The 15,603-nt window shown below is 64.7% G+C and carries 16 protein-coding genes; 10 read left to right on the forward strand and 6 right to left on the reverse strand.

The genetic code is table 11. The features are described 5' to 3' along the window. Positions 1–176 precede the first annotated feature (176 nt). The 3 genes from AABA86_RS21935 to AABA86_RS21945 all read left to right on the forward strand — a co-directional run bounded on the left by AABA86_RS21935 (position 177) and on the right by AABA86_RS21945 (position 2,719). Positions 177–1,367: a urate hydroxylase PuuD gene (locus AABA86_RS21935; protein WP_338308412.1), complete on the forward strand. Its 1,191-nt coding sequence runs from the start codon at positions 177–179 to the stop codon at positions 1,365–1,367. Positions 1,368–1,508: 141 nt separating this feature from the next. Next, positions 1,509–2,366, forward strand: a complete 858-nt coding sequence (locus AABA86_RS21940) for a VOC family protein (RefSeq protein ID WP_338308413.1) — start codon at positions 1,509–1,511, stop codon at positions 2,364–2,366. A 77-nt stretch (positions 2,367–2,443) separates the two neighbouring features. Beyond that, a complete protein-coding gene (locus tag AABA86_RS21945) occupies positions 2,444–2,719 on the forward strand; it encodes a hypothetical protein (protein ID WP_212247782.1) in 276 nt (91 codons plus the stop codon). 4 nt (positions 2,720–2,723) lie between these two features. On the opposite strand, the gene AABA86_RS21950 is transcribed toward AABA86_RS21945, so the two are convergent. Continuing rightward, positions 2,724–3,758 carry a L,D-transpeptidase family protein gene (locus AABA86_RS21950; protein ID WP_338308414.1) on the reverse strand — a complete coding sequence of 345 codons (1,035 nt, stop codon included), beginning with the start codon at positions 3,756–3,758 and terminating at the stop codon, positions 2,724–2,726. A gap of 184 nt (positions 3,759–3,942) precedes the next feature. On the opposite strand from AABA86_RS21950, the gene AABA86_RS21955 reads away from it, so the two are divergent. After that, entirely contained in the window at positions 3,943–4,902 is a 960-nt protein-coding gene (locus AABA86_RS21955) for a transglycosylase SLT domain-containing protein (RefSeq protein WP_338308415.1), read from the forward strand. Positions 4,903–4,950: 48 nt separating this feature from the next. On the opposite strand, the gene AABA86_RS21960 is transcribed toward AABA86_RS21955, so the two are convergent. Beyond that, a complete protein-coding gene (locus AABA86_RS21960) occupies positions 4,951–5,598 on the reverse strand; it encodes a DUF1236 domain-containing protein (RefSeq protein ID WP_338308416.1) in 648 nt (215 codons plus the stop codon). Between the two features lie 548 nt (positions 5,599–6,146). On the opposite strand from AABA86_RS21960, the gene AABA86_RS21965 reads away from it, so the two are divergent. Further along, entirely contained in the window at positions 6,147–6,608 is a 462-nt protein-coding gene (locus AABA86_RS21965; RefSeq protein WP_338308527.1) for an NUDIX domain-containing protein, read from the forward strand. 21 nt (positions 6,609–6,629) lie between these two features. Here AABA86_RS21965 and AABA86_RS21970 read toward each other — a convergent pair whose 3' ends face one another. After that, complete coding sequence (locus tag AABA86_RS21970) at positions 6,630–7,613, reverse strand: Bug family tripartite tricarboxylate transporter substrate binding protein (protein WP_338308417.1); 984 nt, start codon at positions 7,611–7,613, stop codon at positions 6,630–6,632. Between the two features lie 451 nt (positions 7,614–8,064). On the opposite strand from AABA86_RS21970, the gene AABA86_RS21975 reads away from it, so the two are divergent. Continuing rightward, positions 8,065–8,712, forward strand: coding sequence for a hypothetical protein (locus AABA86_RS21975; protein ID WP_338308418.1), 648 nt, complete (start codon positions 8,065–8,067; stop codon positions 8,710–8,712). Beyond that, positions 8,709–8,984, forward strand: a complete 276-nt coding sequence (locus AABA86_RS21980; protein WP_338308419.1) for an HGGxSTG domain-containing protein — start codon at positions 8,709–8,711, stop codon at positions 8,982–8,984. The genes AABA86_RS21975 and AABA86_RS21980 overlap by 4 nt, the downstream gene beginning before the upstream one ends. Before the next feature lie 159 nt (positions 8,985–9,143). Here the strand turns inward: AABA86_RS21980 and AABA86_RS21985 are convergent, their stop codons facing one another. The 3 genes from AABA86_RS21985 to AABA86_RS21995 all read right to left on the reverse strand — a co-directional run bounded on the left by AABA86_RS21985 (position 9,144) and on the right by AABA86_RS21995 (position 11,400). Further along, entirely contained in the window at positions 9,144–9,326 is a 183-nt protein-coding gene (locus AABA86_RS21985; protein WP_338308420.1) for a hypothetical protein, read from the reverse strand. A gap of 175 nt (positions 9,327–9,501) precedes the next feature. Then, complete coding sequence (locus AABA86_RS21990) at positions 9,502–9,729, reverse strand: hypothetical protein (protein ID WP_338308421.1); 228 nt, start codon at positions 9,727–9,729, stop codon at positions 9,502–9,504. A 252-nt stretch (positions 9,730–9,981) separates the two neighbouring features. Then, on the reverse strand, positions 9,982–11,400 hold the full coding sequence (locus AABA86_RS21995; RefSeq protein ID WP_338308422.1) for a TAXI family TRAP transporter solute-binding subunit: 1,419 nt from the start codon (positions 11,398–11,400) through the stop codon (positions 9,982–9,984). A 276-nt stretch (positions 11,401–11,676) separates the two neighbouring features. Here AABA86_RS21995 and AABA86_RS22000 point away from each other — a divergent pair, with 276 nt between their 5' ends. From AABA86_RS22000 to AABA86_RS22010, 3 genes are all read left to right on the forward strand, one after another. Then, complete coding sequence (locus AABA86_RS22000; RefSeq protein WP_338308423.1) at positions 11,677–12,918, forward strand: MFS transporter; 1,242 nt, start codon at positions 11,677–11,679, stop codon at positions 12,916–12,918. Between the two features lie 32 nt (positions 12,919–12,950). Further along, positions 12,951–14,144, forward strand: a complete 1,194-nt coding sequence (locus AABA86_RS22005; RefSeq protein ID WP_338308424.1) for a M20/M25/M40 family metallo-hydrolase — start codon at positions 12,951–12,953, stop codon at positions 14,142–14,144. Between the two features lie 173 nt (positions 14,145–14,317). Beyond that, the gene (locus AABA86_RS22010) at positions 14,318–15,403 is read left to right on the forward strand and encodes a mandelate racemase/muconate lactonizing enzyme family protein (RefSeq protein WP_338308425.1); all 1,086 of its coding nucleotides are present in this window, start codon (positions 14,318–14,320) and stop codon (positions 15,401–15,403) included. Positions 15,404–15,603 lie beyond the last annotated feature (200 nt).

Genomic DNA, 15,603 nt, shown 5'->3' on the forward strand with positions numbered 1-15,603 from the left:
CATCACCGCGACAGGTCGAAGCTCTGCCGCATCCCACGTCAACCGATGCCCGCACGATGTGCATCAGCTGCAACCCATCGTACTGGAAAACACCGCGGATAGGTGCGACACATTGTAAGGGCGGGGGTTGCGGTCATCAAAGCTGCGGCATCGCTGTCGCAATTGACGGGATGATCATGTGGGGATCCATCATATCGGAATGGGCGAGCCTGCTGCTGCGCTGGCTCCACGTGGTGGCGGCGATCGCCTGGATCGGCAGTTCCTTCTATTTCATCGCCCTCGACCTCAGTCTCAAACCCAGGAGCGATCTGCCTGACGGCGTGCAGGGCGAGGCCTGGCAGGTCCATGGCGGCGGCTTCTACCGGATCATGAAATATCTGGTCGCGCCTTCCCAGATGCCGGACGAGCTGACCTGGTTCAAATGGGAGGCTTACACCACCTGGCTGTCCGGCTTCGCGCTGATGGTGGTGGTGTATTATCTCGAGGCGGATTTGTTCCTGGTCGACAAGTCGATCCTCGACCTCACGCCGTTCCAGGCCGGCCTGTTCAGCCTCGCGAGCCTCGCGCTGGCGTGGCTGCTCTATGAAGCCGCCTGCCGCACCGGGCTTGCGCAGCGCGAGCTGCCCTTCGCCATCGGCGGCTATCTGTTCCTGGTCGCGCTGACCTATGCCTTCACCCACGTGCTGAGTGGCCGTGGCGCCTTCAACCAGATCGGCGCCATCATCGGCACCATCATGGTGGCCAATGTCTTCGCGCTGATCATCCCCAACCAGAAGAGGATCGTGGCCAGCCTGATCGCGGGACAGGCGCCCGATCCGAAGCTCGGCAAGGCCAGCAAGGAGCGCTCGGTCCACAACAACTATCTGACCCTGCCCGTGGTCGTGCTGATGATCAGCAACCACTATCCCCTGCTCTACGCCACGCGCTTCAACTGGGTCATCGTCGCGATCATCCTGGCGCTCGGCCCCGTGATCCGCCACTTCTTCAACGAGCGCCACGCGGGGCGCAAATCGCCGTGGTGGGTGTGGGGCGTCGCGGCAATCAGCGTGATCGCGATCCTCCTCCTCTCCGCGGCCGGCCCACGCGCGGTAAAGACCGGCGCGCTGCCGGCGCAGCCGACGCTCGCCGCGGTCGAGGAGATCGTGATGTCCCGCTGCAGCATGTGCCATGCGGCAGAACCAGTCTGGACCGGCATCGTCACCGCGCCGAAGGGCATCCTGCTCGACGCGCCCGAACACATCCATCGCAACATCCGCCTGATCGGCCGTGTCGCGGCCTGGTCCAATGCGATGCCGCCGGGCAACATCACCGAGATGACCAGCCAGGAGCGCGCGATCCTTGCCGCCTATCTCGAGCAGGCTCGCTGAGCTCCTCGCATGCCGCATTTCGCGGAATGAAATTCCGCATGTCCCACCGAATTGAAAATGACTTGACCGCCTATCCGGCGTAGACAGGACCGGCCGCCGCCGGCGCGGCCTCAAGTCAGTTTGCATTCGGGGATAAGAACAGTGGTTCTCAAGAACGTCATCGGTATCGACCACGCCGTGGTCATGGTGAAGGACCTCGACAAGGCTGCCGAGAATTATCGGCGCCTCGGCTTCACCGTGTCGCCGCGCGGCACCCACAGCGCGCATATGGGCACCGGCAATTACACCATCATGTTCGATCCTGATTATATGGAGCTGCTCGGCGTGCTCGCCGCGACCGAGCACAACGCGCCGGCGCGCGCCTTCCTCGACAAGCGCGGCGAAGGCATTGAGCGCATCGCCTTCACCGCGGTCGATTCCGCCGAAGGCGCGGAGGAGATCCGCGCACGTGGCTTCACGCCGATCGGCCCGACCGATTTCGAGCGCCCGGTGACCTTGCCCAACGGCACGGTCTCGGCGGCCAAGTTCCGCACCTTCATGTGGCCGACCGCGGAAGCGCCCGGCGGCGTGCGCATCTTCGCCTGCCAGCACAAGACGCGCGAGACGGTCTGGATTCCCGAGCTGATGCAGCACGCCAATGCGGCCAAGCGCATCAGGCAGACGCTGATCGCAACGCCCGAACCCGCGAACGAAGCGGCACATCTCGGCCGGCTGATCGACCGCGAGCCGAAGGCGGAGGCCGACGGCGCGGTCACGGTGCCCTCTGGCGGCGATCGTGCCGACTTCGTCTATCTGACGCTGGACCAGCTCGCCAAGCGCTATCCCGGCGTGCCGCTCGCCGGCCTCTCCGAACGCGGCGGCGCAGCGCTGGTGCTCGTCAGCGGCGATCTCGCAGCGACCGAAAAAGCGCTGGGTTCGGCAGCGGTGCGCAGCGGGACCGCGATCTGCGTGCCGCCGGCCAAGGCCAACGGCACCCTGCTCGCCTTCATTGCCGGCTGATTTGAGCTAATTCTTTAACGCGTGTTTACCCGGCGGCTCTAGGATTCCCCGCAATCCAAGCCACCGGGGCCAAGTGCATGTTCAAAGAGGGATCGCCTATCGCCTATGACGAGCCGGCCGAATTGAAGAAGTGGCCGTCGCTGAAGGGCGAAAGGCAGAAGGACAGAGGTCCGCCCTATCTCGTCTACAACGGCACGCTCGCCGACTGCGTCCGCGAGCTCATGGGCAAGCCGATCAAGGGCATCTCGCTCTATGACATCATGACGAAGCCGCAGGCGGCCTTCGATCAGACCGTGCTGTCGCCGGGCGATGCCGCCGAGATGGCGATGCGCAAGGATTTCCCCAAGGACTAAAGGACTAATTCGCGGCGCGCTTGCCGGTCGGCTTGCCCTTCTGCTTCGAGGAGGATTCCGTCGGCGCATCGAGGAAGACGACGGGCGTGCCGCGCTTGATGTTGTCGCCGAGCGTACGGGCGTCCCAGTTGGTGAGCCTGACGCAGCCGTGCGAGGCGGACTTGCTGACCTTATCGGGCTCTGCCGTTCCGTGGATGCCGTAACCCTGCGCGGACAAGCCGATCCAGTACGCCCCCACCGGATTGTTCGGGCCAGGATTGATGTCGAATGGCTCCCTGGATTTAACGCTTTTGAACTTGTACTCGGGATTGTAATGGTAGGTCGGCTTCTCGTCGGTGCTTGTGACCTTGAGTGTGCCACTCGGCGTCGGACGATCCGGGCTCCCGATTGAAGCCGGGTAGAACGCGAGCAGAGCACCACTCCCGTCGAACGCTTTGAGCGTCCCCAGTTTCTTGTCGACCTCGAGACGTGCAATGCGCGGCAACTCTTTTCGCGCGGAGACATTCGCAACGACAATCGTCTCGCCGGCCTTGTCAAAGGATTTTCCCGGATTGAGCGCCTTGAGCAGATCCGCGCTCATGTGGAATTTCTCGGCGAGCCCCTCGAGCGCGCTGGTGTAGCTCAGCGCTCTCAGCGACCTCATCTGCTCGAGCCTGGCCGGCAGCTCCTTCAGGAAAGGCCCTTTTACATCGGCCTCCTCGATCTTGTAGTCGACGACAATGGCTCCCTCGCTCGCTGTCGTCAGCTTGTCCCAAAGCTCCGGCGCGATTGCCTTGTCGGATGCGATACCGTTGTGCTCGGCAAAGGCCTTCAGCGCCTTCTGCGCGTTCTCGCCGAGCTTGCCGTCGATCTCGCCGGGCGAGAATTGCGCACGATCCAGCAGGACCTGAAGCTTCACCACCGATGGGTTGAGCCTGGCGGTGGCTGGCTGCCTTGCAGGACGCGCAGCATCATTCACCGCTTTCACATCGAGATTGCCCGCGAGCACCGGGCAGATGAACCACAGCGACATCGCCGCGCCAAGCATCCATCGCATCATGATCGCTCGTCCCAATTCGCAAATAAAGATCCGCAAAACCGCGGGACGTTTCTGTTTGGGAACACCGTAGTAACACCGAAGGAACCGCCGAGATCGCAGCTTTGCCGCAATCGGACGGTTAAGAACTCCTTATCGCCGGCGCATCGCTGGCCGTTCATCCCACAGTTCGAGGTTGTCTCCGCAAATGCGATTTGTCATCGCGGCTTGCGCCGCGTTCTTGATTCTGATGTGTGACCTCGATCCGTCGGCGTCCCGGCCAACATCAACTTTCGACCACGCAGTTATTCAGAACAATCGGGCCTCCCCACTTGTTCCGGTGGTCGAACTCTTCCTCGCAAGTGTGCAGGCCATCGAGCTTGCCAACGCGCGTGCCGCCTATGAGCAGGTGATCGAGCCGTCCCTCGCGGCCGAGCCCGCCGTGCAGGCGCCGGTTTCGCCGACCGAACGATTTTGCCACGCGCTGCGCGAGGCCGCCGAGGCCAGCGGCATTCCCGTGCCATTCTTCGCCCGCCTGCTCTGGCAGGAGAGCCGCTTCAAGTCCAACGAGGTGAGCCAGGCCGGCGCCCAGGGCGTGGCGCAGTTCATGCCCGAGACGGCCGCCGAAGTCGGGCTCGACGATCCCTTCGATCCCATGAAGGCGCTGCCCGCATCGGCAAAATTCCTGCGCAAGCTTCGCGACGATTTCGGCAATCTCGGCCTCGCTGCGGCTGCGTATAATGCCGGTCCCGGCCGCGTTCAGAAGTGGCTCGCCAAGGAAAGCGAGCTGCCGCGTGAGACGCGCGATTATGTCCGCATCATCACCGGCACCAAGGCCGAGGACTGGACCGAGCGGTCGGAGGCGCTCGCGATCAGGATCGACCTGCCGCGCGAGGCGCCGTGCGAAGGCATCGGCAGCCTCTCCAAGGCCAGGGATATCGCCTGGGTCCCGGTGAACCTGACGCCGTCAGTCGTCACCATCAAGCGCAAGGCCGAGCAGCTGGCCGCGCGCCTGTCGACAAGCCGGGCGCGCAAGCGGTTCGTATCCCTGCTCCACAAGAACGCCCCGGCCCGTGGCAAGGCGAGGAGCATGATTGCAGCGCGTGCGGCGAAGGGCACCAAGGCTCGCGCCATCCGCCTCGCAGCGCGCGAACGTTCGGCGATATGACGCATAAATCGGGAAGCCGCCCGATGGACGGCTTCCGGCGGCTGTGAACTAATCGATCTCCTCGATCACGCGTCGTTCGCGAGGCTCGATGACATAAGTCCGGGTATCGCGATGGATGTAGCGGTACTCGCGCAGATCGGGCGCATCACGGTAGACCGTGCTGGGAAATTCCTCGACCTCGACACTGTCAGGAACGCGATCGCCGACATGGATCTCGGTGCGTGCGGTGCTTCCGGTGGTCTGCCGTTCGCTCCGGCCTTCGGGACGAGCTCTCGCATGCTTGCGGATCGCATCACGATCGCGGTCGGAGAACTTGCTGGCGCTGCGCTCGCGGGTGGTCGACGTCGTCGTTGCCGTGGATTTCCCCGAATACGGCAACACCGTCACGATCTTGTAGGTCGCAGGATCGACCACGACGATCTCATCCTTCACCAGCGCGAAGCTGTAGCCGCGATACTGCGGCACGATCTCCACGACATCAGGCGGAAGGGTCGAGAGGTGCACATCGCGCGGCACCACGGTTCCGACATTCAGCGAGAAATTGACGTTGGTCACGGGCCGAACGTTCAGGCGCGAGATCGAGGTGCTGATCTTGGTCTCCTGCTGCCGATTGAGATTGACGTCGCTCTGCGCGGCGGCTTGGGAACCGGTGCTGGACCGCTCACTCACCCTGGGCCTGATTGCTGGCTGGCGCATTCGGCGCCTGCTGAGCCTGGTTGGTCCCGGATGCAGCGGGCGCCTGCTGGGCCTGATTGCTATTGGCCGGCGGCGGGTTGGCGCCCTGCTGGGTCGCGGGCTGGTTGCCGGTCGTGTTCGAGCTTGCCGTGCCGCTCTGCGGCCGCGAGGTGTCCGTGCTGTTCGCAGCATTGGACGTGCCCGATCCGGAATTGGCAGCCCCGGGTGACGGCGCGGTGGTCTGGGTATTCTGTGTCGAGGTTCCTGCCGCCGGTGATTGCTGCGGCTGCGATGTGGTCTGCTGCTTATCAGCCGCATTAGATGGCGCGGTGGTGGACGGCGCTGTGGAATTTGATTGGGATTGCGGCGTCTGCTCGGACTTCGTGGTCGTGCTTGGCGATTGCGCGAAGGCGGCGTTTGCCAGCACCAGCCCCAGTGCGGTGGTTGCCAACAGGCGGATCATGGTTCACTCCCTTTTATCAAATGAACGTTGGCTACTAACCTGCGCTAAAACGGCCGGTTCCACTTTTTCCCGATACAAAGCGGACCGCTTCTGCACGGAACCTGCGATGCCATCGAAGAGTGCCGGGATCATCGCCTATCGAAAACGCCGGAAGCTCGAGATCCTCCTTGTCCATCCCGGAGGGCCGTTCTGGCGCAACAAGGATCTCGGCGCGTGGTCGATCCCCAAGGGCGAGTATGCGGACGAAGAAGATGCGAAGGCCGCCGCGCGACGGGAATTTGCCGAGGAGCTGGGCTTCGAGCTGTCCGTGCCGCTGATCGCGCTTGGCGAGGTCAAGCAGCGCGGCGGCAAGCTCGTCACCGCGTTCGCCGCCGAGCTCGACATCGATGTGCGCAACGTTCGCAGCAACACGTTCGAGATGGAATGGCCACCGCGGAGCGGCAAACGGCAAGTCTTCCCGGAGGTCGATCGTGCCGAATGGTTCACGCTCGAAGAGGCGCGGGAGAAGATCAACGCAGGACAACGCCCGCTGCTCGATCGGCTGGCGCAGCTGGCCGGCGGTGAATAGCGATGGAAGCAGGGACGCTCCCTACTCCGCCTTGATGTCCGCGGCAGCGACGACCTCGGCGAGGTCCTTGGTCTCCTTCGCGATCTTCGCGGCGTACTCGGCCGGGGTCAGCACGCTCACGACGCCCTGCGAGCCGAGCTTCTCCGCGGCCCCCGGATCCTTGGCCGCCGCGACGATCTCCCGGTGCAGCGTCTCCAGGATCGGCGCCGGCGTCGACTTCGGCATGAAGAAGCCGACCCAGAACGAGATGTCGAAGCCGGGATAACCGGCTTCCGCAACGGTCGGCACGTCCGGCAGTGCCGGCAGCCGCTCGGCCGACGACACCGCGAGCGCGCGCAGCTTTCCGGCCTTGACCAGCGGCACGGCGGAGAGCGGATCGAACACCGCCAGCACCTCCTGGGCGAGGATGCCGACCTCGGAAGCCGCGCCGCCGCGATAGGGCACGTGGATCAGCTTGACGCCGGCCTTCTGGCTGAGCAGCTCCATGGCGAGATGGGCAAGGTTGCCGTTGCCGCCCGACCCGTACGCAAGCGCGTCGGGCGCGGCCTTCGCCGCGGCAACGAGATCGGCCACGGTCTTGATATCAGCCGTCTTGGGATTCTCCGGATTGACCACGAGCACGAGCGGCGCCGACACGACGGTCGTGAGCGGCGCGAAGTCGCCCTGAGGATCGTAGCGGATATCCTTGAATAGCGTCTTGTTGAGCGTGATGGTGGAGGAGTTGCAGGCGAGCATGGTGTAACCGTCGCCGTCCGCATGCGCGACGCCCTCGGCGGCGATCATGCCGTTGGCGCCGGCGCGGTTCTCCACCACGAAGGGCTGCCCGAGCTTGTTGCCGAGGCGATCGCCGATGATGCGCGCGACGACGTCGACCGGCCCACCGGCGCTGAAGCCGACCATGATTTTGACCGGCCGCACCGGATATTTCTGCGCCGAGGCCTGCGTCGACAGCGCAGCGGCGCACAATCCGGCGATGACGGCCAGCAGGCGGGCGGTTCGTTGCATTGGTTCTCTCCCCAGACCTCATTGCGCCGCTTGTGCAGGCTTGTTGGTGCGACGCATCCGACAATCATGAATAGCGGCCATCCCGGATTTCGCAATCGCGTTCGATCGCCGGCATTCCGCCGCACGGCACGTGCGCGCCGCCTCCAAGCAAAAAATGCGAAAACAACCCCATGCACAGTAGACGGCCCCTGTCGAAACAAGGACTTATGCCAGGCCGCGAGCTTCGGATGTTACGAAACGATTTTGACTCGTCGGGCAAAACAGGGGCATAATGCCATCATCGCGATCTGCGTCAGCAACCCGGCCTCCACAATCATGTGGGCCTCGCTTCGATCGCGCACAAGCCCAGCATCGACATTTCAAAACGCAATCGCCGCACGGCAACCGAGAGGGTCGGCTCGCACCAGAGGGGCCGGCTCGCGCGTGCCGTGGGCTCGAAGGAGACATCGACATGACAACAGCCATGACACGCAACAGCACGACGCCAATCGTCAGGTACGGCAGCAGGCCCACCCCGCGGGTCAAGCTCACCGGACAACGGATCGCAATTCAGCATCCGAACGCGGAGACCGGCGAGCACTTGATGGGCGAGGCGCTCGGTGCCGTCGATCAAGACGCTCTGCATGGTATCCTCAAGCAATTGATGAAAGCCAGCGTGATCCTGCAGAAGCCCGATGAGGAGAATCTCGCCTTCATGATCTCGATGATGAAAGGCATCGCGCCGCGGGATTCTCTCGAGACCATGCTGACGGCGCAGATGGTGTCCGTCCACGTCGCGACCATGCGCTTTGCCTGCCGTCTCGCCTTCGCCGAAGGCATCCCGCAGCAGGAGGGCATTTCGCGCACATTGACCCGGCTGGCCCGCACCTTCGCAGCCCAGATGGAGGCCCTCAACCGCCACCGCGGCAACGGCGAGCGTCCGATCACGGTGCAGAACCTGTCGGTACAGGACGGCGGCAGCGCGATCGTGGGGAATGTCGCGCAGCATGCGCATCTCATCGCTCCCGAGCCGGGCACCGCGATCGACGCGGGACCGGTGCCGTCCGGCAACGCCGGCGAGCGCGAACGGGCCGAGGCCATGCAAGGCGGCACCTCATGAGTGCCGGTCACATTCGCGATACGCGCGCGATGTCGGCGAGCCCGCGCTGCGGCGCCGGCACGCGCGGCGGCCTCGCCTGCCGCGCGCCGGCGGTGCGTGGCAAGCTCCGCTGCCGCATGCACGGCGGCGCGCCCGGATCGGGCGCACCATGGGGAAACCGCAATGCGCGCAAGCATGGCGCCTTCACGCAGGAGCGGATCGCGGAACGAAGGGCGATCCGAGAGCTGTTGGACGAGGCGGGGAAGCTGCTGGGGGAGCTGGATCCGGACTAAAAGGAAAGCAGCCAGATCGGAAGCGTCGCGGCGATCAGATCGTTCAGAAGGACATGAGCGATACCGCCGCGCCCCTTGCCCACGACAAATTCCAGGACGCATTTGCCCTCACGAAGTGCTGCAGCATCGGGCCGTACCACCGGCTCGCCGGCCGAAAGCTCAGTGCGGCGCGTTCGGCGGATTGACGGCAGAGATCTGCAGCCCTGCCTCATCCAGCGCCTGGGCAATCTGCTTCGCCAGCAGCTTGGCCTCTTCGGCCCCGATTTGTGCGTCTGGATGGTCTTTGAAGAACGCGCAAATGGTCGTGGCGATGATGGTATTCACCTGGTGCAAATCAACCATTTGATGCACACGAAGTTGCGAACTGCTTCACCCGAAGGGGCGGCGGTCGGCGCGCAGAAGGAAGAGCGGTCAACGCAAGCCAAAGAATGACAGAATGGCCGCGATCACGACGACTAGTCCTACGAGGTAAATCAGGCCGTTCATAGCAGTTCTCCTTTCGATGGGATGACCAGAATTATCCAGGGGTCGTGAGTGCGCCTTTGGCGCTGCCCTGCTCAACGAGCTGAAGCTTTTCGAGCTGAACTTCCTTTTCTATGGCGGTCAGAGAATTACCGATCCTATCGACGATCCTGACCAGATCGGCATCGGAGATCTTGAGGCGCTTTCGAACGGACTTGACCTGCTTTGCGTTCGCAAGATCAAGCGTCGTGCGAATGACCCGTGGCGGCTTTGAGCACAGCATGAGCAGGTCTCCTGACCAAGGTAAGAGCGGTGACGTCTCTTTTGTTCCGAATCTTCGTCAGACCACGCGTACTGAATGACGGAATAGACGAGACGACGACGATAGGAGGCGCGATAGACAAGGGATGCGTGTCGGCGCAGAGAACTTCGACCGCGTCGACAGCGGGTCTCACAAGCGTAAATTGATCTTCCCGGCTACGCCCTCGGTCCCGCCTTGGCATTGTAGACGAATTGCGTCGCAGCGCCGGTCGTCTCAACCTCGCGGCGCGCTCGCCGCGCCTCGAACGGTTTCGAAGTTGGCAGGCTGCAGCGCGGCTCGTCTCTCCGTGATGGCGTTGCTCAACAGGCCGAGCACCAGACCGAATGCTGCGAGCTCCTCTTCCTCGATAGCGCCGTCGTCGTAGCATTCGAGCGTTTCAGCTATGATGGCGTCGGCCTCGCGCTGCAGAACCAGAAGCTCCTGGCTCGATCCCGCGGTTCGCGCGCTGGACACCATGGCCAGGATTCTCTTGCGGTGGTCGGTGGTCTCCTCTCTTTCGTCGCGATTCAAATAGCGACGCAACCAGGCAGCGGCCGAGCCGATCCCGGAGAGAAGCAGCAGCCCGAACCAGAAGTAATCGCCGTATCGGTCGAGGAAGGTACGTTCGTTTCCGTCGATGACAGCCGCCGCTCCCCGATGGACCGGCAGTTCGGTGTCCTTGTCGACGTCGGGCTTGGCAATGTGCGCGCCGCCCGGAACCTGCCTTGCAATCGCCTGGCGAACGGCAAAGAGCTGGCGGAAAAAGGCGGCGACTGTCGTTTCAGGCAGGGACTTTCTCGCGACGATCAGGTGACTGACGCTGACCGCCTCAACCTTGTCAGCCGGCCGAGCCGGGTCCGCATTGAAAACGCTGGGTGGGATTTCCTCCGATTCATACCGGGGGTGCTTCAAGGCGATCGCTTCCGATGTCTCGATGGCGAGAAACTTCGGCTCACCGCGCACCCGCGCCGTCGCAGCAACGGCGTCGGATGTGATCTTGCTGTCGAGCGGCCCGACCGCCATGAACGCATCGATGGCGGGATCCCGCGCCAGCTCCTCGGTCTGGTCCGTGCCAAAGTGCGTCACGATGACCTTGTCCGCTTCGACTCCGGAGGCGCTCAGGATGACGCGTAGCAACGTCGCGTTCACCGGGGTCCGGCCGATCATACCGACGCGGCGCCCTGCGAGATCGGCGACCTCCTTGATCTTCGGGGAGAGCTTTCTTTTCGAGCCCTTGCCCGCAGGTCCAGACGGAGCCCACAGCACGACGAAGTTCTTGCGCACGACGGCGACGGTCTGCGCCTCGGCAGGCATGTCCAGGTCGCCCCGGCCGACGGCGAGGTCGGTCTTGCCAGCCCCAAGCAGGGCAAGAGCCTCCACCGCTCCGTTGGTCTCGATCGGAAGCAGCCTGATTGTCCGACTTTCGTCGCCGAACGCATCGGCCATCGCCTGAATGACTTTGTAGTCGTCGCTGCCTGGTGGTCCGACGGCAATGCGGAGGGTGTCCGGCCGCAACGTATAATAGAGAGCGCCCGCCGCGGCGCCAAAGACAAGGAATCCCACGGCGAGAACCAAGAGCAAGGAATTGCTCCTCCTCCGCTCTCGGCGGGCCGCCTCGCTGGTCGTTTGACCTGTACTCTCGGATGAAGACATTGCCGCCGCTGGCCGCAGGTGAAGGCGCGTCCTGCCTGGCAGGATGCCACGTTTTCCCCAAGGACAACGTCTGGCGGCCATCCTGGTTCATAACCGCCGCCTGAGGCCGGCAATACGATCAGGCGCGTCGTCGTGACGGCCCGCAGACAGGCGGCAAACGCCGTGCTGATTGCCGGCTGAAGCCACAATCCGGAATGAGGGGGGCGCGCTGCCGCCATTGGCGCCCGCCCCGCCATCATGTATCCCCACCCGAAACCCCCTCGGGACGGGACGCCCATGGCCACCAACGACGACGCGGGCATCGCCACCCGCGCGCTGATCCTCGCGCTGCTCGCCCTCGCCTGCGGCCACATGCTCTCCACCTTGCTGCGCACCATTCCGGCGGTCAGCCTCGACCTCATGGCGGCCGATTTCCATATCGAGCCGCAGGCGCTGGCGAGCCTCACCTCGATCTATCCCTTCGCCTTTGCCGCGGCGCAGATCCCGGTTGGCGCGGCGATGGATCGGTTCGGCGTGCGGCCGGTCTCGCTGAGCCTGCTCGCGGGGACCGTGGTCGGCGCGGTGGCGTCGGGCTTTGCCACGGGGGCTGCGAGCTTTGCGGTCGGGCAGTTCATGCTGGGCGTTGCCACGTCGGGCATGCTGATGTGCCCGATGACGCTGGCGGCCAAGCAATTGTCGGCGGCGCGCTTCGGCCTGTGGTCGGGCGCGATCCTCTCGATCGGCAATATCGGCATGCTGCTGTCGTCGAGCCCGCTCGCCTTCGTCGTCGACGCCTACGGCTGGCGCGCGGGATTCTGGATGTCCGCTCTCGGCGGCGTTGCGGTCGCGCTCGCCGTGTTCGCGCTGGTGCCGCAGCAGCCGGCCGAGCACAAGGACGATTCCTCGCCGTTGTCGCAGATGATCGAAGTGCTCAGGCTCGGCCTCTCGCGTCCGTTGCGCGGGCTGATCGCGCTGGCCCTGGTGTCGCTGGCGACCTCGCTGGTGCTGCGCGGCCTGTGGGGCGGACCGTGGCTGATGGACATCAAGGGCTTGTCGCGGGTCGAGGCCGGCAACCAGCTCGGCGCGTTCACGCTGGCGATGATCGCAGGGCCCCTGTGCATCGGCATGATCGACCGCAGGCTCGGCCGCCGCCGCGCGCTGGTGGCCGGCACGCATATGGTCGGGGCGTTGCTGCTGGCGCTGATGGCGCTCGGGGCGCCGCATTACGCGGTGTCCGTTTTGTTCGGCGTGCCCGTGATGCCGCCGCAATACGACCTCGTTCTGTTCGTGCTGATCGGCCTTGCGACCTCCGCCCAGCCGCTGCTGTTCGGCATGTCGCGGCAGCTGGTCGACGCGCAAGTGGCGGGCAAAGCGCTCGCCGCGATCAACCTCGCCTTCTTCCTCGGCGCGGCGCTGATGCAGTCGGTGACGGGCGCGGTGGCGGCACTCGCCGGGCTGCCTGCGGTGCTGCTGTTCATGGCTGCCATGCTGGCATTCGGTGTGCTGATCTTTTTGACTTACACCTCGCCGCGTTCGTAGGATGGCGGGCCGGTCTGCCAAAGGAAATAATCATGCCCGTCGACACCAAAGCCGCCACCGACCGCCTCATGCGCTTCCTCTCCGTCGAGGGCGTGACCGGACAGGAGGCGGCGATCGGGCGTGAGCTCACGGCCGCGCTGAAGGAGGCCGGCGTGCCGGCGAAGGCGATCCGGCTCGACGACGCCAACACCCGCATTCCCGTGCCGACCGAGACCGGCAACCTCATCGTTGACCTGCCCGGTCGCGGCGCGCTGCACAACCAGCCGCGCATCATGTTCATGACCCACATGGACACCGTGCCGCTCTGCGCCGGCGCCAGGCCGAAGAAGTCCGGACGCAAGATCGTCAACTCCGCCAAGACCGCGCTTGGCGGCGACAATCGCTGCGGCTGCGGCGTGCTGGTGACGCTGGCGGCCGAACTCGCCAAGCAGAAGCTCGATCATCCGCCGATCACGCTGCTGTTCTGCGTGCGCGAGGAGAGCGGGCTCTACGGCGCGCGTCACGTCAAGCTGGACGAGCTCGGCTCGCCGGTGATGGCCTTCAATTATGACGGCGGCTCGGCCTCCAACGTCATCATTGGCGCGGTCGGCGCCGACCGCTGGACCGTCGAGATCCATGGCCGCGCCTCGCATGCCGGCGTTGCGCCGGAGCGCGGCATCTCCTCGACCATGATCATGGCGCTGGCGCTCGCCGAGGTGAAGGCCGGCGGCTGGTTCGGCAAGGTGGTGAAGGGCAAGCTTCAGGGCACCAGCAATGTCGGCCCCGTCACCGGCGGCGAGGGGCGCCCGGCGGGCGATGCCACCAACGTCGTCACCGACTACGTGCATGTGCGCGGCGAAAGCCGCAGCCATGACGGAAAGTTCTTCAAGGAGATCACCAAGGCCTACAAGGCCGCGTTCGAGAAGGCCGCCAAGAAGGTGACGAACGCGCAAGGCAAGTCCGGCAAGGTCAAGTTCCGGGCCCAGACCGACTATTATCCGTTCCGCATGAAGGAGAACCTTCCGGTCGTCAAACGCGCGATCGAGGCGGTGTCTGCCGTGGGTGGAGCTCCGAACGTGCGCGCCGCCAATGGCGGCCTCGACGCCAACTGGATGGTTCGCCACGGCATTCCGACCGTGACCTTCGGCGCCGGCCAGAACGAGGCGCACACGGTGGACGAATGGATCAATCTCGACGAATACGACCGCGCCTGCGCGCTGGCGCTGCAGGTTGCGACGATGCGGTGAGGCGGGTTCGTAGGGTGGGTTAGCTGGCGGCAGCGCGAAGCGCAGCCCGCCGGCGTAACCCACCGCTGCTCGTCTCCCCGGACATAGAAGAGGTGGGCTACACCGAGCGCATGCGCTTTGCGCATTGGCTCGGCTAACCCACCCTACGAAACAAAAACAAGAAGGGAGGCACCATGCCGCACATCGCAAATATCGAGACCGGATTTTACCGGATCCCCCTCCCCGTCACGCTCTCCGACTCCACGCATGGCGAGATCGCGGCGTTCGAGCTGATCACCTGCCGCATCCGAGATGCCGACGGCGCCGAGGGCGTCGGCTACACCTACACCGTGGGACGCAATGGCGGAGCCGTTGCCGACATTCTCAAGCGCGAGATCCCGCCGCTCGTCGAAGGACACGAGGCCGATGACACAGAGGCGATCTGGCATCACGTCTGGTGGGCGCTGCATTATGGCGGGCGCGGAGGACCTGCGGTGCTGGCGCTCTCGGCGCTCGACATCGCGTTGTGGGACCTGAAGGCGCGGCGCGCCAAGCTGCCGCTGTTCCGGCTGCTCGGCGGGTTCGACGCGCGCGTGCCGTGCTATGCCGGCGGCATCGACCTCGATCTCTCCGTGGAGGCGCTGCTGAAGCAGACCGACGGCAATCTCGTGAAGGGCTTTCGCGCCATCAAGATGAAGGTCGGCCGGCCCGACCTGAAGTCCGACGTCGCGAAGGTCTCCGCGATGCGACAGCACCTCGGCGACGGTTTTCCGCTGATGGTGGACGCCAACATGAAATGGACGGTCGAAGAGGCGATCCGCGCCGCCCGGGCCTTCGTGCCCTACGACCTGACCTGGCTCGAGGAGCCGATCATCCCCGACGACATCGCCGGCCACGCGCGCATCATGCAAGCGGGCGGCGTGCCGATCGCAGCCGGCGAGAATTTGCGCTCGCTGTGGGAGTTCAAAAGCTACATCGCCAGTGGCGCGGTGTCCTATCCGGAGCCCGACGTCACCAATTGCGGCGGCGTTTCCGCCTTCGTGAAGATCGCGCGGCTGGCGGAGGCGTTCAACCTGCCCGTCACCAGCCACGGCGCGCACGACATCACCGTGCATCTGCTCGCAGCCTGCCCGAACCGCTCCTATCTGGAGGCGCACGGCTTCGGGCTGGACAAGTATATCGAGCACCCGCTGGTGCTTCAGGACGGCAAGGCGCTGGCGCCGGACCGGCCCGGGCACGGCATCAGCTTCGACTGGGCGGGGCTGGCGAAGCTGGCGTGACACCCATTGGCCGTCATTCCGGGGCGCGACGAAGTCGCGAGCCCGGAATCCATCGGCCCCAGAGGTTGCTGCACGATGGATTCCGGGTTCGCGCCAAGAGGCGCGCCCCGGAATGACGAGGGAGAGACGGCGCGTTGCTGCACGCAAGGCATTCCAAGGCGCTTGATGCGGGGCGTGGATTATCCGCTATGGTGGCGGCA

It is taken from the genome of Bradyrhizobium sp. TM233 (assembly GCF_036247965.1).
In the GTDB taxonomy this organism is placed as follows: Bacteria; Pseudomonadota; Alphaproteobacteria; order Rhizobiales; family Xanthobacteraceae; genus Bradyrhizobium; species Bradyrhizobium ottawaense.